Source organism: Plantactinospora mayteni (genome assembly GCF_016862935.1).
Classification (GTDB): domain Bacteria; phylum Actinomycetota; class Actinomycetes; order Mycobacteriales; family Micromonosporaceae; genus Plantactinospora; species Plantactinospora mayteni.
In genome coordinates, this window is sequence record NZ_BONX01000028.1 from 84,562 (window position 1) to 103,837 (window position 19,276).

Below are 19,276 nucleotides of genomic sequence, written 5' to 3' on the forward strand. Positions count from 1 at the left end.
CCCACTCGACCGAGCGGGCGCTGCGCGAACGGCTCCGGCTGAGCGCCTCCGGCATCGCCTCGTACGCCACCGACCCGGCCGCCCGGATCGCGGTCTTCACCCTCGACGGCCGGCTGTTCCGGGCCGACCTGGTGCACGGGGACGTGGTCGAGGTCGCCGTCTCCGGCCCGGTGGTCGACCCCCGCCCGGACCCGACCGGCCAACGGCTGGCGTACGTCACCGACGCCGCCTGCGACGGTGGCCGGGTCGGGCAGTTACGGGTGGTCGACTCCGACGGCACCGACACCCTGCTGGCCGGCGAGGACGCCGGAGTCACCTGGGGGCTGGCCGAGTTCGTCGCGGCCGAGGAGTTCGACCGGTTCCGGGGCTACTGGTGGGCGCCGGACGGGCGGTCGATCCTGGCCGCCCGGGTCGACGAGTCCCGGCTGCCCCGCTGGCACCTGCACGACCCCGGTGACCCGGCCAGCCCGCCGCGCTCGGTGGCGTACCCGCGCTCGGGTGGGCCGAACGCCGAGGTGAGCCTGCACCTGCTCGATCTCGACGGTGGCTGGGTCGACGTGCACTGGGACCGGGAGACCTACCCCTACCTGGTCTCGGTGGAGTGGGCCGAGACCGGGCCGCTGATCACCGTACTGCGCCGGTTGCAGCAGCACGGGCTGGTGCTGGCGGTGGACCCGCGTACCGGCGAGACGCAGGTGCACGCCGAACTCGCCGATCCGCGCTGGGTCGATCCGGTCGCCGGCACCCCCCGGCACCTGCCCGACGGGCGGGTACTGGTCGGCGGCGAACTCGCGCACGACGGGTACGACGCCCGCTGCCTCTTCGCCGACGGCACCCTGCTCACCCCGCCGTCGCTCTACGTGCGCCGGGTGGTCGGCTGGCTGCCGAACCGCAACGGCAGCCCCGACCTGCTGGTCGAGGGGAGCGACGGCGAGCCGAGCCAGCAGCACCTGTTCCGGGTGCGTACCGCGATCGGGGCCGGCGGGATCGACGCCCGGCGGCTGACCGGCGACCCGGGCTGGCACAGCGGGACGGTCGGCGGCGACGTACTCGTGGTGCAGTCCCGCTCGCTCGACCAGGCCGGCAGCACCTGGACGGTCTGGCACGGCGACCGGGAGGTGGGCCCGCTGCGCTCGCTCGCCGCGACCCCGCCGTACGCACCCCGGCCCGCACTGGAACGGGTCACCGACCGCCGGCTGCCGGCCGCGGTGGTCTATCCCGGCAACCACGTCGCCGGCCGCCGGCTGCCGGTGCTGCTCGACGTGTACGGCGGCCCGGGCCACCAGGAGGTGGTGGCCGCCCGGTCGGCGTGGCTGGAGCGGCAGTGGTGGGCCGACGCCGGCTACGCCGTGGTCACCATCGACAACCGGGGTACCCCCGGCGTGGCGCCGTCGTTCGAGAAGGTGGTGCACCGGCGGCTGGCCGACGTGATCCTGGCCGACCAGGCGGACGCGCTGACCGCGCTCGCCGGCAAGCACCCCGACCTCGACCTGGGTCGGGTGGCGATCCGGGGCTGGTCGTTCGGGGGCTGGCTGGCCGCGCTCGCCGTACTGCGCCGGCCCGACCTGTTCCGGTGTGCCATCGCCGGCGCCCCGGTCACCGACTGGACGCTGTACGACACCGCGTACACCGAGCGCTATCTCGGGATGCCGACCGACAGTCCCGAGGTGTACGCCCACCACTCGCTGCTGGAGCTCGCCGCCGAACCGGTACGCGGCTCCGACGAGGTCCGGCCGATCCTGCTGGTGCACGGGTTGGCCGACGACAACGTGGTGGCCGCGCACACCCTGCGGCTCTCCGCCGCACTGCTCGCCACCGGCCGCCCGCACTCGGTGATCCCCCTTACCGGTGCCACCCACATGGCTGCCGGTGGCACCGCCGAGCGGCTGCTCGCCATCGAACTCGACTTCCTCCGGCAACATCTCTGATTCCTCCGGCACCATCGCTGACCTGCCCGCGAGTACCCTGAGATCCCGCCGGAACCCGGTGCGGGACGGGTGTCCGGAACCGCCGGCCGGCTCCGACGTCTCTGCTGAACCGGCACCGCGGGTGGTGCCGACGGGAGAGGAGTGACCGTGAAATACATGATCATGATGGGCGGGTCCCAGCGCGACTACGACGCGATGGCGGGCAAGGGCAGCGAGGGCTCGCCGGCCTGGGCGCCGGAGGACACGGCGGCGCTGCACGAGTTCATGGTCACCTGGAACAACGACCTGGTGGAGTCGGGCGAGTTCGTCGACGCCCGAGGGCTGACCGCACCCGTGCACACCCGGCGGATCTCGCTGCGCGACGGGGTGCCGGTGGTGACCGACGGACCATACCCGGAGACCCAGGAGGTACTGGCCGGCTACACGATCGTGGAGTGCGCCAGCTTCGACCGGGCGACCGAGATCGCGGCGAAGCTGGCGAAGACGCCGCACCCGGAGAACGCGACCCAGGAGTGGTACGTCGACATCCGGCCGATCGCCGAGGGCATCGAGGACCTGTAGGTCCGTCGCCAGCGTGTCGGGAAACGTCCCCAGCGTGTCGGGAAACCACGTCGAGGACCTGCTGCGTCAACTGGCGCCGCAGGTCCTCGGCGCGCTGGTCCGCCGGTACGGACACTTCGACACGGCCGAGGACGCGGCGCAGGAGGCCCTGCTCGCCGCCGCCACCCAGTGGCCGGGCGAGGGCGTACCGGAGAACCCCCGGGCCTGGCTGATCACCGTCGCGTCGCGCCGGCTCACCGACCTGCTCCGCAGCGAGCAGGCCCGGCAGCGCCGGGAGGACACCGTCGCCCGCTGGGCCCTCCCGGAGCAGTGGCTGGCGCCGGCCGCCGACCGGATGCCGTCGGACTCCGACGACACGCTGGTACTCCTCTTCCTCTGCTGCCATCCCGCGCTCCCGCCGGCCTCGCAGATCGCGCTGACCCTGCGTGCGGTCGGCGGCCTGGGCACCACGGAGATCGCCCGGGCGTTCCTGGTGCCGGAGTCGACCATGACCCGGCGGATCACCCGGGCCAAGCAGCGGATCAGGGACAGCGGCATCCCGTTCGGGATGCCGCCGGCCGCCGAGCGCGCCGAGCGGGTCGACGCGGTACTGCACGTGCTCTACCTGATCTTCAACGAGGGGTACGTCAGCACCTCCGGCCCGACCCTCTACCGCGCCGAACTCTCCACCGAGGCGATCCGGCTGGCCCGGATGCTGCACCGGCTGCTGCCGGACGACGCGGAGGTGACCGGGCTGCTGGCGCTGATGCTGCTCACCGACGCCCGCCGGCCGGCGCGTACCGGCCCGGACGGCGCGCTGGTCCCGATGGCCGAGCAGGACCGGAGCCGGTGGGACGCCGGGCAGATCGCCGAGGGGGTGGCCCTGGTCAGCGCGGCGCTGCCGAACGGGCCGACCGGGTCCTACCAGGTGCAGGCGGCGATCGCGGCCCTGCACGACGAGGCGCCCAGTGCCGAGGCGACCGACTGGCCGCAGATCGTCGCGCTCTACGAGGTGCTGCTGCGGATCGCCGCCAATCCGGTGGTGGCGCTCAACCACGCGGTGGCGGTGGCGATGGCCTCCGGCCCGCGCGCCGGGCTCGACCTGCTGGACCGACTCGCCGCCGACAACCGGATCGCCGACGACCACCGGATGTACGCCGTCCGGGCCCACCTGCTGGAGCTGGCCGGAAACCACCCGGCGGCCCGAGAGGCGTACGAGACCGCGGCCCGCCGCGCCACCGGCCTGGCCCAACAGCGCTACCTGAACACCCGCGCCGCCCACCTCACCGACGCCCCCCGCCCCGGCACTCCCCCCGAAGGCGAAGATCGTGCTGTTTCCGGGACGTAGTGAATCTTTTTCAACCTCCCCTTGCGGTCCGTCGGGGCCGCAGGCGGAAGTCGGGGCGCTTGCGCCGCGCGGTTCAGGTTGAAAAAGGTTCAGTGGCCCGCACGAGTCGCTGAGGCCACCACTTCCCGGAAGTAGTGCGCCCCACCCGGATCCCGTCCCACAGTGCGCGAAGATTTCGGCCTTGTCGGGTCCTTTCCGGTAGTCTCGGTGCCCGGTCGAGAGGCGCTGCAACGGGCGGAGACGCCCGCCACGCTCGACCGAGGATTCGATCTTCCAAGGGCGCCTCCGTTCGACGACGGAGGTGGCCATGGTTACGGCTTCGAGCGGCACCGAGACGCGGGCGGCCCGTACCCGAGCACTGCGGGAGCTGCTCGCCGAGCGGATCGTGGTGCTGGACGGCGCCTGGGGCACCATGCTCCAGGGTGCCGGGCTCACCCCCGCCGACTACCGGGGCGACCTGCTGGCCGACCACTCACACGACGTGACCGGCGACCCGGACCTGCTCAACCTGACCCGGCCGGACGTGATCCTCGACGTACACCGGCGCTATCTGGCGGCCGGCGCGGACATCACCTCGACGAACACCTTCACCGCGACGAGCATCGCCCAGGCCGACTACGGCCTCCAGGCGCTGGTCCCGGAGATGAACCTGCGCGGCGCCCAGCTCGCCCGGCAGGCCGCCGACGAGGCGGGCGGCAAGTTCGTCGCCGGCTCGGTCGGGCCGCTGAACGTGACGCTCTCGCTCTCGCCCCGGGTGGACGACCCGGCCTTCCGGACGGTCTCCTTCGACACGGTCCGGGACTCCTACGCGGAGCAGATCCGGGCACTGGCCGAGGGCGGCGTCGACGTGCTGCTGATCGAGACGATCTTCGACACGCTGAACGCGAAGGCCGCGATCGCCGCCGCCCGGGAGGTCGCGCCGGACCTGCCGCTGTGGATCTCGGTGACCATCGTCGACCTGAGCGGCCGGACCCTCTCCGGGCAGACCGTCGAGGCGTTCTGGAGTTCGGTCGCGCACGCCGAGCCGCTGGCCGTCGGGGTGAACTGCTCGCTCGGCGCCGCCGAGATGCGCCCGCACGTCGCCGACCTGGCCCGGCTGGCCGGCAGCTACGTCGCCTGCCACCCCAACGCCGGGCTGCCGAACGCGTTCGGCGGCTACGACCAGCAGCCCGAGGAGACCGGCCGGCTGCTCCGCGAGTTCGCCGACGCCGGCATGGTCAACATCGTCGGCGGCTGCTGCGGCACCGGCCCGGAGCACATCGCGCGGATCGCCGAGGCGGTCGCCGGCCAGCCGCCCCGGCCGGTGCCGGCGGTGCCGAGCGCCACCCGGTTCAGCGGCCTGGAGCCGTTCGCCATCGGCGCCGACACCGGCTTCGTGATGATCGGCGAGCGGACCAACGTCACCGGCTCGGCCCGGTTCCGCCGGCTGGTCGAGGCCGACGACTACCAGGCCGCCGTCGACGTGGCGCTGGAGCAGGTACGCGGCGGCGCCAACATCCTCGACGTGAACATGGACGCCGACCTGCTCGACAGCGAGCGGGCGATGACCACCTTCCTCAACCTGATCGCGACCGAGCCCGAGGTCGCCCGCATCCCGATCATGATCGACAGCTCGCGGTGGAGCGTGCTGGAGGCCGGGCTGAAGTGCGTGCAGGGCAAGGGGATCGTCAACTCGATCAGCCTGAAGGAGGGCGAGGAGGCGTTCCTGGCCCAGGCTCGGCGGATCCGGGACTACGGTGCCGGGGTCGTGGTGATGGCCTTCGACGAACTCGGCCAGGCGGACACCACCGAACGCAAGGTGTCGATCTGTGCCCGGGCGTACGACCTGCTCACCCAGCGGGCCGGGTTCGCGCCCGAGGACATCGTCTTCGACCCGAACGTCCTGGCGGTGGCGACCGGGATCGCCGAGCACAACGGGTACGCCAAGGCGTTCATCGACGCGCTCCCGCTGATCAAGGAGCGCTGCCCGGGGGCCCGGACCAGCGGCGGCATCTCCAACCTGTCGTTCTCGTTCCGGGGCAACGACGTCGTACGCGAGGCGATGCACTCGGCCTTCCTGCTGCACGCCGTACGGGCCGGGCTGGACATGGGCATCGTCAACGCCGGTCAGCTCGCCGTCTATCAGGACATCCCGGCCGACCTGCTGGAACTCGTCGAGGACGTACTCTTCGACCGGCGGCCGGACGCCACCGACCGGCTGGTCAGCTTCGCCTCCACGGTCTCCGGCTCCGGCACCCGGCGCACCGTCGACCTCGGCTGGCGGGAGACGCCGGTCGAGGAACGCCTCTCCTACGCGCTCGTGCACGGCATCGTCGACTTCATCGAGGCCGACACCGAGGAGGCCCGCAAGCAGGCCGACCGCCCGCTCGACGTGATCGAGGGGCCGCTGATGGACGGCATGAAGGTGGTCGGCGACCTCTTCGGCTCCGGCAAGATGTTCCTGCCCCAGGTGGTCAAGAGCGCCCGGGTGATGAAGCGCTCGGTCGCCTACCTGGAGCCGTACATGGAGGCGGAGAAGGAGCAGGCCCGGGCGGAGGGCCGGCTCGACGCCAAGCGTGGCCAGGGCAAGGTGGTGCTGGCGACGGTCAAGGGCGACGTACACGACATCGGCAAGAACATCGTCGGCGTGGTACTCGGCTGCAACAACTACGACGTCGTCGACCTCGGCGTGATGGTGCCGGCGGCGAAGATCCTGGACACCGCGGTCGCCGAGGGCGCCGACGCGATCGGGCTCTCCGGGCTGATCACCCCGTCCCTGGACGAGATGGTCTCGGTCGCCACCGAGATGCGGCGGCGGGGCCTGAACCTGCCGCTGCTGATCGGCGGGGCCACCACCTCCCGGCAGCACACGGCGGTCCGGATCGCCCCGGCATACGACGGCAGCACCGTGCACGTGCTCGACGCGTCCCGGGTGGTCGGGGTCGTCTCCGACCTGCTGCACCCGGAGCGGGCCGCCGAACTGGACGTCCGCAACCGGGCCGAGCAGCAGCGGCTGCGCGAGCAGCACGAGGGGCGGGAGAGGGTACCGCTGCTCACCCTCGCCAAGTGCCGGGACAACCGGGAAGAGGTCGACCACGCCCAGCTGCCGGTGCCGGCCTTCACCGGCGTACGCGTCGTCCGGCCCGAGCTGACCGCGCTGCGCGAGATGATCGACTGGCAGTTCCTCTTCCTCGCCTGGGAGTTGAAGGGGAAGTTCCCGGCGATCCTCGACCAGCCGGTGGCCCGGGAACTCTACGACGACGCCAACACGCTGCTCGACCAGATCATCGCGGACGGAACGCTGACCGCCGTCGGGTCGTACGGCTTCTGGCCGGCGCACGCCGACGGCGACGACATCGTGCTGACCGGCGAGACCGGTACGCGCTTCCCGATGCTGCGCCAGCAGACCACCAAGCCGGCCGGCCGGCCGAACCGCTGCCTCGCCGACTACCTCGCCCCGGCCGGTGACCACCTCGGCGGCTTCGCGGTGACGATCCACGGTGCCGAGCAACTCGCCGCCGGCTTCGAGGCAGGACACGACGACTACCGGGCGATCATGGTCAAGGCACTGGCCGACCGGCTCGCCGAGGCGTTCGCCGAACACCTGCACCTGCGGGCCCGGCGGGACTGGTACGAGCCGGACGCCGACCCGGCAATCGAGGACCTGCACGCCGAACGGTTCCGGGGGATCCGCCCCGCCCTCGGCTACCCGGCCAGCCCCGACCACAGCCTCAAGCGGGAGCTGTTCGACCTGCTCGGCGCCGAGGCGCTCGGGATGGGCCTGACCGAGTCGTACGCGATGACCCCGGCGGCCAGCGTCAGCGGCCTGCTCTTCGCGCACCCGTCGTCGCGGTACTTCACCGTCGGCCGGCTCGGCCGGGACCAGGTCGAGGACTACGCGGCCCGGCGGGGCCTGCCGGTCACCGAGGTCGAGCGCTGGCTCCGCCCCAACCTGGGCTACGACCCCGGACAGTAATCGGGTACCCACCTATTGGCCGACCGGCCGCCCACCCATTTGTCTCCGCCTATCCCCCGTTCGGGTCACTACCCTGGTCAGTGGCGGCCTAGGGCGCGTCCTGTCGATCATGGCGAGCCGAGGCGGAGTCCAGGCGGCGATCCGGCAAGGCGGAGATTCGGCCGGATACCGAGGTTGTATCCGGCCGAATCTCCAACGCCGCCGGTCGTCGTCTGGGCCCGCCGCAGGCCGCCAATGATCGGCAGGACACGCCCTAGGGGAGGAGACGCCGGTGGAACTGCGAGGCCCGCTCTCCTGGCGGATCGGCATCCGCAGGTGGGACCACCTGGTCGACTGCGCGTTGTGGATCCGGGCGAGCGAGCGCATCGAGGTGCCGGCGCACCGGTTGGTGCCCGGCCCGCTGGACGTCGACGAGCCTCCGGCGCCGACCAGGCCGCTCGGCTTCGTGCCGGGCGCGGAGTGGCTCGGCTGGTGGCTCTCGCTGGTCGACCCGGCGGGACAGCGCCCGGCACCGCGCGCCGACCTGGAGCCCGCCGACGACACCCCGGATCCGCTCGGCCTGGCACCGTGGCCGGCGCTGCGCCGGCTGGTCGCCGAACGCTGGCCGGCGGCACGAGACTGGCACACCGCCCGGCAACGCGACTCGTTCGCCCGGCCCGGCCCGGGTACGTCGACCACCGACGTGGTACGTCAGGTCGAAGAGTCGCTGGGCCGCTCGGTACGCCCGTTCCGGATCGAGATCGTGCTGCTCCCGGTACGCGACGAGGTGATACGCCGGGTGGACCACGAGCGCTACCTCGTCCCGGAACGGGTGTACGACAGTCCACGGTGGCCGGTCTGGCTCCGCGCCCTGGTGCTGCGGATCGGCTGACCGGGCACCGCCGCCGCACCGGTCGGCGGAGCGCACCGACGACGGGTAGGGTTCCGCCGTGGCGAATCTCTGGAAGGGCGTGACCGCGACGGTCAGCCGGATGGCTCGGCGTACCCCGGCTCGCACCGCTGGTCCCATTCCCGCCCAGCCCGCACGGCGACGCCAGGTCTCCGCGTTGCAGCGTCGGGAGCTGCTCTACGCCCCCGAGCTGGACGGGCAGGCCGACCCGGGCGAGATCGTCTGGACCTGGGTGTCCTACGAGGACGATCCGCGCCAGGGCAAGGACCGCCCGGTGCTGGTGGTCGGGCGGGCCAGCCGGACCCTCTTCGGGCTGATGCTCTCCAGCAAGAGCGACCGGGACGGTCAACGGCACTGGCTCGCCCTCGGCCCCGGCGAGTGGGATCGGGACAACCGCCCGAGCTGGGTCCGGCTCGACCGGGTCCTCACGATGCGCGAGGACGGCATCCGGCGGGAGGGCGCGGTGTTGGACCGGGCCCGCTTCGACCGGGTCGGCCGGGCGCTCCGCGCCGGATACGGCTGGCGCTGACGCGGTCGACGGAATCACCGGCGGCGCCGACGGGCTGAGACGCGCCGGGCCCCCTCCGGTACGAACCGACCGGAGAGGGCCCCGCACGGACCCGGCTACTGCTTGATGTGGCTGTTGTAGAAGACCGGGATGCCGAACTGCTCGGAGATGATCAGTCCGCCGACCTTGGCACCGGTCACCACGAAGGCGTTGTCCTGGTAGATCGGCACGACCGGGACGTACTTCTCCATGATCGTCTGGTCGAGCTTGGCCCACTCCGGACCCGCCTCGCCGGCCGGCAGGTTGCTCACCCGGTCGATCTCGGCGTTCACGTCGTCGGCGTTGAAGTACGACACGTTGGAGTTGCCCTGCGGCCCGAGCTTGCGGCCGTCCCAGAGCACCGGGATGGTCGACACCGCGCTCGGCCAGTCCGCCGCCCAGTTCGACAGGTAGATGTCGTACGGGTTGCCCCGGGTCCGGGCGGTCGGGTTGTGTGCCGGCTGGTCGACGTACTGCACGGTGACGTCGAAGCCCGCCTTCTCCAGGCTCTGCTCGACGATCGGCGCGGTCTGCTGGCCGAAGGCGCTGTTCCGGGACATGAAGACCAGCTTCGGCTTCTGCCCGCCGAGTAGTTCCTTGGCCTTCTCCGGGTTGCCGGTCGGCCCACCGTCGTACGGGTTCGGGTAGTCGGCCCGGCCGATGGTGGTGTCGGCCAGCAGCGTGTGGGTCACCTTCCCGGAGGCGTCGCCGCCCTGGGTGGCGAGGATGCCCTGCTTGTCGATCGCGTACGCGATGGCCTGGCGCACCTTCACGTCCTTGATCCGCTCGTTGTTGATGCTCAGGTACCAGACCGACGGGGCGGTCTTGCGCAGCGCCCGCTCACCGAGCGAGGAGTCGCCGAGCACCTGGTTGACCAGCGCCTGCGGGACCTCGTCCCAGGCCACGGCGGACTGGTCGGCGCCCTGCCCGGCGAGCGCCCGCTCGGTCGCGGCGGTGTCGTTGGGGCCGATCTCGACCTCGATGCCGTCCGGGTAGGCGTGCCGCAGCGGGTCGGTCTTCGGGTCCCAGTTCGGGTTGCGCTCCAACACGAACCGGGTGTCCTTGACGTACTCCTTGATCTTGTATGGCCCGGAGGCGACGACCCGGCGGTCGTACTCGGCCCGGGTGTCCTGGGCCTTCGGCACCGGCACCGAGGTCGGCAGCGACAGCGCGAACGGCAGGTCGCAGTGCGGCTTGGCGAAGTTGAAGACCAGGGTCCGGTCGTCCTTCACGGTCAACCCGGGGACGGTGTCGGTGCCCGAGGTGTACGGCCCCTTGTAGCTCGCGTTGTAGGTCGAGTTGTCGGCCAGCCACTCCTGGATGTACGTCGGGCCGCCGTCGATGGTCTCCTCGAAGGAGCGGGCGATCCCGTACGCCACGTCGGCCGCCTTGATCGGCGTACCGTCCTCGAACTTCACCCCCTCCTTGAGGGTGTACTCCCAGGTCTTGCAGTCCTTGTTCACGTCCTTGCCGGGGTCGGTGGCGAGGTCGCCGACCAGCAGCACGTTGCCGTTGCCGTCCTCCTTGAAGACGGTCAGCGTCCGGACGAACATCTGCTGGATCGACATCCCGAAGAAGGTGTACGTCCGCTGCGGGTCCAGGTGCTCGAAGTCGTCTTCCTGGATCAGCTTCAGCGTGCCGCCGGGCTTCGCCCCGGGTACCTCGGCCGCCGGCCCCTGGGAGTCCTTCGGGTCGGTCGCGATCGAGCTGGTGAACTGCTTGCCGCCGCCGTTGTCGGAGTCACCGTTCTCTCCGGTGTTCTCCGAGCAGGCGGCCAGCGCACTGGCCGCGAGCACGAGCGCGGCGCTCGACGCGGCCACCGCGAGCCTGGGTCGCATAGGAATTCCTCCTGGTCTCGTTCCCGCAGGTCAAATCGGCGTCGGCCTGTTGACGCGTTGATCTTGTTGACGCGCTGATCTCTTGAAAGAAATATTCACCCAGGCGGGCGTGAAGGTAAGTTTCATAGCAGTAACGATGGGACAACGTTTCCGCACCCGTCACCTCGCCGCCTCGTGGACGCCGACGGGTCGGCACCGGGCGGTCATCCGAGCCGGACCCGGGGGTCGACCACCGCGTACAGCACGTCGACCAGGACGTTGGCGGCGATCACGAAGACGGCGGCGAGCAGCACCGTCGCCATCACGATCGGCATGTCCAGGTTGAGCGCCGCGTTCAACGCCGTCCGGCCGAGCCCGGTGAACCCGAAGACCGTCTCGGTGATGACCGTGCCGCCGAGGTAGGCGCCGAGGTCCAGCCCGGCGATGGTGATGATCGGGGTGATCGCGGCGCGCAGCGCGTGCCGGCCGTACACGGTGATTTTGGCCAGTCCCTTGGCCCGCGCGGTCCGGACGAAGTCCTCGGAGAGGGTCTCCAGCATCTGCGCCCGGGAGAGCCGGGCATAGGTCGCCGAGTTGAGGAAGCCGAGCGCGAACCAGGGCAGCAGCATCGCGGAGGCCCAGGCCAGCGGATTCTCGGTCAGCGGGGTGTAGCGCGGATAGCTCAGCACGCCGGTCTCGTAGACCAGTCCGATCAGCAGCAGCGGCCCGAAGAGCAGGATCGGCATGGAGGCGCCGACCAGCGAGGTACCGACCGCGAGCTTGTCGAAGGCGGTCCCCCGGCGCAGCGCCGAGACCATCCCGATCGAGACGCCCAGTACCAGCCAGACCACCGCCGCGCCGAAGACGATGCTCAGGGTCACCGGCAGGGTGCGCCCGACGATCCCGGTCACCGGCTCGTCGTTGCGGAACGAGAAACCCAGGCAGGGCGCCGGGCAGTCCCGGGCCGTCTCGCCGGCCCCGATGGTACGGCCGACGAAGACGCCCCGCATGAAGTCGCCGTACTGCGCCGGAATGGGCTTGTCCAGCCCCATCCGGCGCTCGATCATCTCGATGCGCTCCGGGCTGCACACGTTCTTGCTGTCCCCGCACATCAGCTCGGCCGGATTGTTCGGCACCGCGAAGAACATCCCGAAGGTGATCACGCTGACCGCGAGCAGGGTACTCAGCGCCAGCAGTACCTTCTTGACCACGAATCGCAGCACGGACGCCTCCTACCTGCTCGACTTCGGGTCGAGCGCGTCGCGCAGCGAGTCGCCGAAGAGGTTGAACGCCAGCACCAGCAGGAACAGCGTGGTCCCGCCCACGATGGTGAAACTCGGTACGTCCCGGATGAAGCGCACACTGTCGTTGATCAGCCGGCCCAGGTCGGGAGTCGGCTCCAGCACCCCGATGCCGAGGAACGACAGCGCCGCCTCGGCCGTGATCAGGGCCGGTACGTTCAGCGAGAAGGTCACCAGGATCGGCGCCCAGAGGTTCGGCAGGAGCTGCCGGAACAGGATGTGCCCCAGCCCCGCCCCGGAGGCGCGGGCCGCCTCCACGAACTCGCGCTCGCGCAGCGAGAGCACCTGTCCCCGGACCAGCCGGGCGGAGATGGTCCAGTTGAAGAGTACGAAGATCAGCACTAGTAGCGCCGGTCTGAACCAGGACGCCACCTCGTCGCGCGGCCCGTAGAACTGGTTGACCGCGAGCGGCACGAACGCGAAGCAGAAGATGTAGAACGGGAAGGCCAGCGCCAGGTCGATGACCCAGGTGACCACGGCGTCGACCCAGCCGCCGACGTACCCGGCGACGATGCCGACCACCACGCCGAGCGCGATCGTCAGTACGGCGGCGGTGAAGGCGATCATCAGCGAGGTACGCAGCCCGTAGACCACCTGGATGAAGATGTCCCGCCCGATCCCGGGCTGGATGCCGAACCAGTGCTCGCCGGAGACCCCGGCGTAGCCGAGCGGGAAACCGTTGCGGTCCAACCGTTCCGGGAACCGGTCCTCCGGGCCCTTGCCGTAGAGCCGGGCCACCAGTGGCGCGGCGGCGGCCAGCAGGACGAAGAAGACCAGTACCCCGCCGCTGAGCAGCGCCACCCTGTCCCGGCGCAACCGCCGCCAGGCGAGCTGCCCCGGCGACCACCCGACGATCTCGCCCGCCCCGGCCGCCTTGGTCGCGCTCCCGTCGGGTGGCGTGCCGCCGTCCGGTGTGTCCGCCGGCCCCGGCGACACCGGGTCGACGCCGGCCGCCGCGACCGCCCCGGCCTGGGCCGCCATCTGCTGCTCACTCATCGCAGCTCGCCCTCCTCGGGGAAGTGGCAGGCCACCGCGCCGGTCCCGCCGCCGCTCCCACCCGGGTACCCGGTCAACGCCGGCTCCTCGGTCGCGCAGATCTCCTGGGCCTTCCAGCAGCGCGTCCGGAACCGGCAGCCGGACGGCGGGTCCAGCGGCGTCGGTACGTCCCCGGTCAGCCGGATTCGCCCCGCCGGCCCCAACTTCGTCACGTCCGGTACGGCCGAGAGCAGCGCCCGGGTGTACGGATGCCGTGGCCGCTGGTAGATCTCCACCCGATCCCCGGTCTCCACGATCTTCCCGAGGTACATCACCGCGATCCGCTGGCAGAAGTGCCGCACCACGGCGAGGTCGTGCGCGATGAAGACGAAGGCCAGACCCAGCTCCCGCTGCAGGTCGCGGAGCAGGTTGACCACCTGCGCCTGGATCGACACGTCCAGCGCGGAGACCGGCTCGTCGGCCACGATAAGTTTCGGCCGCAGGGCGAGCGCACGGGCGATCCCGATCCGCTGCCGCTGGCCGCCCGAGAACTCGTGTGGATAGCGGTTGTAGTGCTCGGGGTTCAACCCGACGAGTTCCAGCAGCTCGCGTACCCGCTGCTTCACCCCGCCGGGCGGGACGATCCCGTTGACCTGCAACGGCATCGCGACGATCCGCCCGACGGTGTGCCGGGGGTTCAGCGAGGCGTACGGGTCCTGGAAAATGATCTGGAGGTCCTGGCGGAGCGGCCGGAGGTCGCCCCGGGAGGCGTGCGTGATGTCCCGCCCCTCGAAGACGATCTTGCCGGCGGTCGGCTCCAGCAGCCGGACCAGCAGCCGACCGGTGGTGGTCTTGCCGCAACCGGACTCGCCGACCAGTCCCAGGGTCTCCCCCGCCCGCACCTCGAAGTCCAGCCCGTCGACCGCCCGTACCAGCCCACGACGGCGCAGCCCGGCCCGCACCGGAAAGTGCTTGGTCAGCCCGGTCACGGTCAGCAGCGGCTCGCCGCCCCCGGACTCGACCGGCTGCTCCGGTGCCACCTCTGTCCGCGCGCTCACAGTGCCACCCCCACCTGGGCGATCTCGTCGGCGTAGTAGCGCTGCCGGTCGGCCTCGGGCAGGTGGCAGGCGACCCGGTGACCGGCCTCGGCCACCGGCAACAACTCGGGGACCTCGGTCGAGGAGCGACCGCCGGTCCGGTCGGCGTACCGGCAGCGGGGGTGGAAGGCGCAGCCGGGCGGCAGGTGGATCAGGCTCGGCGGGTTGCCCCGGATCGGCACCAGGTCCGCGTCCGCGTCACCGTGCAACGACGGCACGCTGGAGAGCAACCCCCAGGTGTACGGATGCTGCGGCCGGCGCAGCACCTGCTCGACGCTGCCGTGCTCGACGGCCCGGCCGGCGTACATCACGAGTACGTCGTCGGCGACCTGGCTGACCACCCCGAGGTCGTGGGTGATCAGCACGATCGCCGAGTTGAACTCGGCTTGCAGGTCGGCCAGCAGGTCGAGGATCTGCGCCTGCACAGTGACGTCCAGCGCGGTGGTCGGCTCGTCGGCGACCAGCAGATCGGGGTCGTTGACCAGCGCCATCGCGATCATCACCCGCTGCCGCATCCCGCCGGAGAACTCGTGCGGGTAGTCGTCGACCCGGCGCTCGGGCTGCGGGATCCCGACCCGCCCCAGCATCTCGATCGCGCGCCGCCACGCCGCCCGCCGGCCCGCCTCCGGATGGTGCACCCGGTACGCCTCGGCGATCTGCCGCCCCACGGAGTAGTAGGGATGCAGTGCGGAGAGCGGATCCTGGAAGACCATCGCCATGTCCCGGCCACGCAGTTTGCGGCACTCGGCATCGGGCAGCCCGACGATGTCCCGCCCACCGACCCGGATCTCGCCACTGATCTCCGTACGCCTCGGGTCGTGCAGGCCGAGCACGGCGAGGCTGGTGACGCTCTTGCCCGAGCCCGACTCGCCGACGATGCCCAGGGTGCGACCCCGCTCGACCCCGAACGAGAGCCCGTCGACCGCCCGCACCACCCCGTCCTCGGTACGGAACCGCACCCGCAGATCTCGCACCCGCAGATATGGGTCGACCGTCGGGGTCGCGGACGACGCTGAAGATGCCGGCGTTCCCACCCGGGCCCTCCCCTTCCTGCTCCGTCACCGGTCCCGCCGCCCGGCCGGCGGATCCGCGCCAACCCCGGGGAGCGTGAAGGTAACCTACAGCAGAGTCCAGAGAGTGAAAATAAGCTACAGGTGCCGATCTCGTCGGTCTCCCCCGGCCAGCGGACCGACGCATCGCCCTATTCAAATAGCTCCCGTCCACCCCTGTCGACCCCGCCCACCCTGTCAATGTCGCTCCGGATCCGGTCCGCGATCCGGCGTACGTCGTCAAGGGTCTTTGGCCCTCGCGGCGCCGCCGCCACCGCATCCTCGACAGCGTCACCGCCGCCCACTCGTCCGCCGGGCAGCCCTCCGGGGTGCAGCGGCGACATGTGGCGTTCTGGTGTGGCCCGACGACGCGCCGTGCGACACCCAGGACGTCGGCCGGCGACGGGCGGTCACCGCGCATGTCGGCGTAGCACGTCGAGGCGCACCATCAGTTCGATGCATGGTGCGTGCGGCTCCACCGACGACCATGAGCAGGTCGGATGGTCATGGCCGGTGACCCAGACCCAGAGATGGCCACCGTCCTCCCGCGTCACGCCGGCATGCACCTTCGCCACCGTCATGTCGCAGTACGCGTTGCAGGGTAGGTCGTGGATGTGGTGCCAGTCCCCTGACCGGAGCCGGAGCAGAGTCCCGGCCGCCAGTTCGGGTATCTCGGGCGGGTAAATGTGTGGTGGCTTCGTCGTCATCGCTTCGGCCCCGGCACCCTCACCCACCGACGACCATCCCACCGGTAGTCACGCACCCTGCGCTGCCGCAGCCATATCCATCCTCGGGTTCGTGTCAGCATCGTTCCTCCTTCATCTGGAGCCGCCGGCCCGAACGCCAGCCCGAGCCGGCGGCAGATAGCGGATGCACTCGGAGGACCTCGTTGCCGCTCGGTCGGCGCGCATCCAGACCTCGCAGGGAGCAGGACGCCCAGCGCAGTCGTAGGCACAGGATGTATCTGATGCGTCACCAGGCGCGACGACAGCAACGGCGGCGAACCGACGGCATTTGGGGCGACATTCCGGCGACATTGGCGTTACGGTGAACCTATGACCGCGCCGAACAGCGCCCTCCGAGCCGTCCGACTGGGCATGCGGATGAGTCAGGACGACTTCGCCCGCGCTCTCCAGGACGCCGGCCGTCGAGCCGGCCAGCCCAACGACGCCAACAAGCGACTCGTACAGCGCTGGGAATCGGGCTCGATCGCTGCCCCCCGGCCCGTCTACGCTCGCGCCCTGGAGGTGGTCACCGGGTTGCCCGTCGAGTCCCTGGGCTTCGCGGCCACCCCGTACACCAGCGTGACGCCAGACGGTCGGGGCGGACACGATCTCGAACCGCCGGCCGGCAGTACGGTGGTTCCCGCCGGCGCACCGGCATCACAGGGCAGTCCGCATCGCAACTACTCGGGCATCTGGCTGAGCCGATACGAGTACTTCTCCAGCGGACGGGACGGGGCGTTCGTCGGCCAGCATTACGTGGTCGTGTTGCAGCACGGCGACCGGTTGACGGTACGCAGCCTGCCGAACACCGCGGAGGGTTCGCTCACCATCGACATGACGATCGACGGCAGCGTCGTCACGGGTACCTGGATCGAGCAGACCGACCCGAGCGGCTACTACCGTGGCGGCCGGTATCACGGGGCGATCCAGATGCTGGTCGAGCCGACCGGTCGGCGAATGGCCGGCAAGTGGATCGGGTTTGGCAAGGACATGGACATCAACACCGGCCCCTGGGAACTAGTTTTCCGAGATGCCTCGACGAACAAGGTCACGATGGACCGCTACAATCGGGTACCGGATTGAGGACAGTAAAAGTGACCAACTGAGACATGGTTACAAGTTGCAAACTTTGCGCAGCCAAGACGTGCGGAGTTTGATCCCGGGAAATTCATTTGACTTCCGCTGAACTTGCAAGGTGGCGCAGGCGGTCAGCAACGGCGAAGGCACTTTTATGCGCTACCACCCGCTGCCGATCCTCTACGATTGCATCGGCAATGGCCTGGAGCTGGCGTGGCGGCAGGATGACGTTACCCTTCTTGACTAGAATTTCGTCACGAATACCCGTGACCAACTCGGTTACGACTAACGTCTCGACAACACCTGTCGGGTCAGCACGTCGCAATTCCACGTGTGCCGTTCGAAGGTCCGTGTGCGGGAGCGGCGAACGATGCGGCGCTGGATGAGAATCGACCCCCTGAGCCACATAGCCGTCCTCCATATTCGAAGAAACGCCCAGCTCATAGCCGCGACGGCATAGGCGACGAGAATCAGGAACACTAGACCGAGAATTATCCAAAGCATTGATCCGATACCGCCACTTTCTCCGAAGAGAGGCGGCACAATCATAAACGCTGCGCCGACAACGAGGCCAGCCGTGATCGCAACCATGGGGACCGCCGCGAGAAGTGCCAGCAGCCTGCAACCCGGGGTCGCTCCTATAGATAGCCTCACGTCCACCCTCCGATTTCGTCCCGTGATGCACACGTATGGGTGGCAGGCGTTCCCTGCCACCCATACGCATCGTCCTGGCCCAGGTCACCATCGAGACCAAGAGCCAGATCCCCGCCTTTGGACCGCTGCTCGACGCCGTGGAGGAGGTCCTCGGTGACCTGACCGGGGTGCCGTTCATCGCCGACGCGCTGCACGCCCAGACCGACCACGCCCGCCAGGTCCACGGCCGGGACGCGCACCTCGCTGTCCAGGTCAAGGGCAACCAGCCCACCCTGTACCACCAACTCAAGACCCTGCCCTGGGCGCAGATCCCGATCGGCCACCAGACCCGCGACCACGGCCACGGCCACGGCCGCCGAGAGACCCGCACCGTCAAAGCCGTCACCCTGGCCACCCCGGACGGCATCAGCCTCCCGCACGCCCAGCAGGCCGTACGCATCACACGTACCCGACCTCGTCATCTCGATCCCCGCCACCGACGCCGCACCAGCCGACCGACAGGACTGGATCCGCCGGGAGTGACGCATCGAGAACTGGCTCTACCACGTCCGAGGTGTCACATTCGGTGAGGACCTGCACCAAGCTCGGTCCGGTACCGGACCGGTACCGGACCCGCCGTCATGGCAACCCTGCGTATACCTCGATCGGCTACCCCGCGTCCATGGCCACACCAACATCGCCCGCCCCAGTCCGAGGCGCCAATCGCCGACCACACGACCCTCATCGTCGCCGTGACCAGCAGATATCCCACAACGCAATGACCTGCAACAAGGGCACAGCCAAGGCATCGTTCAACGTGTCTCGTTACCACAAACTCAGTTATTGATCATTTCTTATCAGCGCACTCCGAAGGCCATCCAACTCGAGCTTGATGGACATCGGTAACAGATCGTCAAACTGATGGGCAGTCGCCATAAATTCGCCGGCGGCAGTCGAAAGTCGGGCCGGATCGTTGAGGTAAACCAACGACTCCTCCAGCTCGTCCAGATCGCCATCCAGCTCCGCTTCAGCCCGACCATCAAGTTCCCCAGCCAGTTGGGCGGCGCGAGTGACGTGGACGACTCTGCGTGAAGCGGCATGAACAGCAAGGAACCCCGACCAGTAGGACGAGGGCTTTGCATCGTCCAGGACGAAGGGCGTAGCAAACTCTGATTCGACCCGAAGACACAAGAGTCCGAGTTGCCCTATAGCTTGTCGAAGATCATTCTCTGCCCCATCCTCGGCGCACTGAACCTTAGATGCATGCCTGGAAGGGTAGCCAATCCTCGCCAATGTATCTGCCGCAATGTCTACTGCTTCATCGAATGCAAGTCCATATGCTAACAAAGCATCTCGCCGATCACTCATCTACACTCCGAACAGTTTGGAAGGACC

The 19,276-nt window shown here is 69.9% G+C and carries 15 protein-coding genes, 1 pseudogene and 1 riboswitch; of the genes and pseudogenes, 9 read left to right on the forward strand and 7 right to left on the reverse strand.

All coding sequences use genetic code 11. The features are described from left to right. Positions 1–8: 8 nt before the first annotated feature. From Pma05_RS21005 to Pma05_RS21030, 6 genes and pseudogenes are all read left to right on the forward strand, one after another. A pseudogene (locus Pma05_RS21005) lies at positions 9–1,928 on the forward strand (S9 family peptidase); the annotation flags it as partial. Positions 1,929–2,084: 156 nt separating this feature from the next. Continuing rightward, positions 2,085–2,489, forward strand: coding sequence for a YciI family protein (locus Pma05_RS21010; protein WP_239312793.1), 405 nt, complete (start codon positions 2,085–2,087; stop codon positions 2,487–2,489). 34 nt (positions 2,490–2,523) lie between these two features. After that, positions 2,524–3,816 (forward strand): RNA polymerase sigma factor, encoded by a 1,293-nt coding sequence (locus Pma05_RS21015; RefSeq protein ID WP_203859149.1) that lies wholly within the window; start codon positions 2,524–2,526, stop codon positions 3,814–3,816. 211 nt (positions 3,817–4,027) lie between these two features. Continuing rightward, positions 4,028–4,108: riboswitch (S-adenosyl-L-homocysteine riboswitch) on the forward strand. Positions 4,109–4,123: 15 nt separating this feature from the next. Beyond that, positions 4,124–7,771 carry a methionine synthase gene (metH, locus tag Pma05_RS21020; RefSeq protein ID WP_203859150.1) on the forward strand — a complete coding sequence of 1,216 codons (3,648 nt, stop codon included), beginning with the start codon at positions 4,124–4,126 and terminating at the stop codon, positions 7,769–7,771. A gap of 271 nt (positions 7,772–8,042) precedes the next feature. Then, complete coding sequence (locus Pma05_RS21025) at positions 8,043–8,642, forward strand: hypothetical protein (protein WP_203859151.1); 600 nt, start codon at positions 8,043–8,045, stop codon at positions 8,640–8,642. A gap of 100 nt (positions 8,643–8,742) precedes the next feature. After that, on the forward strand, positions 8,743–9,189 hold the full coding sequence (locus tag Pma05_RS21030; RefSeq protein WP_372441521.1) for a type II toxin-antitoxin system PemK/MazF family toxin: 447 nt from the start codon (positions 8,743–8,745) through the stop codon (positions 9,187–9,189). Between the two features lie 95 nt (positions 9,190–9,284). Here the strand turns inward: Pma05_RS21030 and Pma05_RS21035 are convergent, their stop codons facing one another. The 6 genes from Pma05_RS21035 to Pma05_RS21060 form a co-directional block, all read right to left on the reverse strand. Continuing rightward, positions 9,285–11,045 carry an ABC transporter substrate-binding protein gene (locus Pma05_RS21035; protein WP_203859153.1) on the reverse strand — a complete coding sequence of 587 codons (1,761 nt, stop codon included), beginning with the start codon at positions 11,043–11,045 and terminating at the stop codon, positions 9,285–9,287. A 203-nt stretch (positions 11,046–11,248) separates the two neighbouring features. Next, positions 11,249–12,247, reverse strand: a complete 999-nt coding sequence (locus tag Pma05_RS21040) for an ABC transporter permease (protein ID WP_203859154.1) — start codon at positions 12,245–12,247, stop codon at positions 11,249–11,251. Between the two features lie 9 nt (positions 12,248–12,256). Next, positions 12,257–13,321, reverse strand: a complete 1,065-nt coding sequence (locus tag Pma05_RS21045; protein WP_239312769.1) for an ABC transporter permease — start codon at positions 13,319–13,321, stop codon at positions 12,257–12,259. Further along, the gene (locus Pma05_RS21050; protein ID WP_275414724.1) at positions 13,318–14,358 is read right to left on the reverse strand and encodes an ABC transporter ATP-binding protein; all 1,041 of its coding nucleotides are present in this window, start codon (positions 14,356–14,358) and stop codon (positions 13,318–13,320) included. Before Pma05_RS21050 ends, Pma05_RS21045 begins: the two co-directional genes overlap by 4 nt. Further along, positions 14,355–15,431 carry an ABC transporter ATP-binding protein gene (locus tag Pma05_RS21055; RefSeq protein ID WP_203859155.1) on the reverse strand — a complete coding sequence of 359 codons (1,077 nt, stop codon included), beginning with the start codon at positions 15,429–15,431 and terminating at the stop codon, positions 14,355–14,357. Before Pma05_RS21055 ends, Pma05_RS21050 begins: the two co-directional genes overlap by 4 nt. Before the next feature lie 425 nt (positions 15,432–15,856). Next, positions 15,857–16,153, reverse strand: a complete 297-nt coding sequence (locus tag Pma05_RS21060) for a hypothetical protein (RefSeq protein WP_203859156.1) — start codon at positions 16,151–16,153, stop codon at positions 15,857–15,859. A gap of 348 nt (positions 16,154–16,501) precedes the next feature. Between Pma05_RS21060 and Pma05_RS21065 the strand changes: the two genes are divergently transcribed. The 3 genes from Pma05_RS21065 to Pma05_RS21070 all read left to right on the forward strand — a co-directional run bounded on the left by Pma05_RS21065 (position 16,502) and on the right by Pma05_RS21070 (position 18,471). Continuing rightward, the gene (locus Pma05_RS21065; protein WP_203859157.1) at positions 16,502–17,254 is read left to right on the forward strand and encodes a helix-turn-helix domain-containing protein; all 753 of its coding nucleotides are present in this window, start codon (positions 16,502–16,504) and stop codon (positions 17,252–17,254) included. Positions 17,255–17,366: 112 nt separating this feature from the next. After that, a complete protein-coding gene (locus Pma05_RS43520) occupies positions 17,367–17,495 on the forward strand; it encodes a hypothetical protein (RefSeq protein ID WP_275414725.1) in 129 nt (42 codons plus the stop codon). 442 nt (positions 17,496–17,937) lie between these two features. Further along, a complete protein-coding gene (locus tag Pma05_RS21070) occupies positions 17,938–18,471 on the forward strand; it encodes a transposase (RefSeq protein ID WP_203859158.1) in 534 nt (177 codons plus the stop codon). A gap of 250 nt (positions 18,472–18,721) precedes the next feature. Here the strand turns inward: Pma05_RS21070 and Pma05_RS21080 are convergent, their stop codons facing one another. Continuing rightward, the gene (locus Pma05_RS21080) at positions 18,722–19,249 is read right to left on the reverse strand and encodes a hypothetical protein (protein WP_203859159.1); all 528 of its coding nucleotides are present in this window, start codon (positions 19,247–19,249) and stop codon (positions 18,722–18,724) included. Between the last annotated feature and the right edge of the window lie 27 nt (positions 19,250–19,276).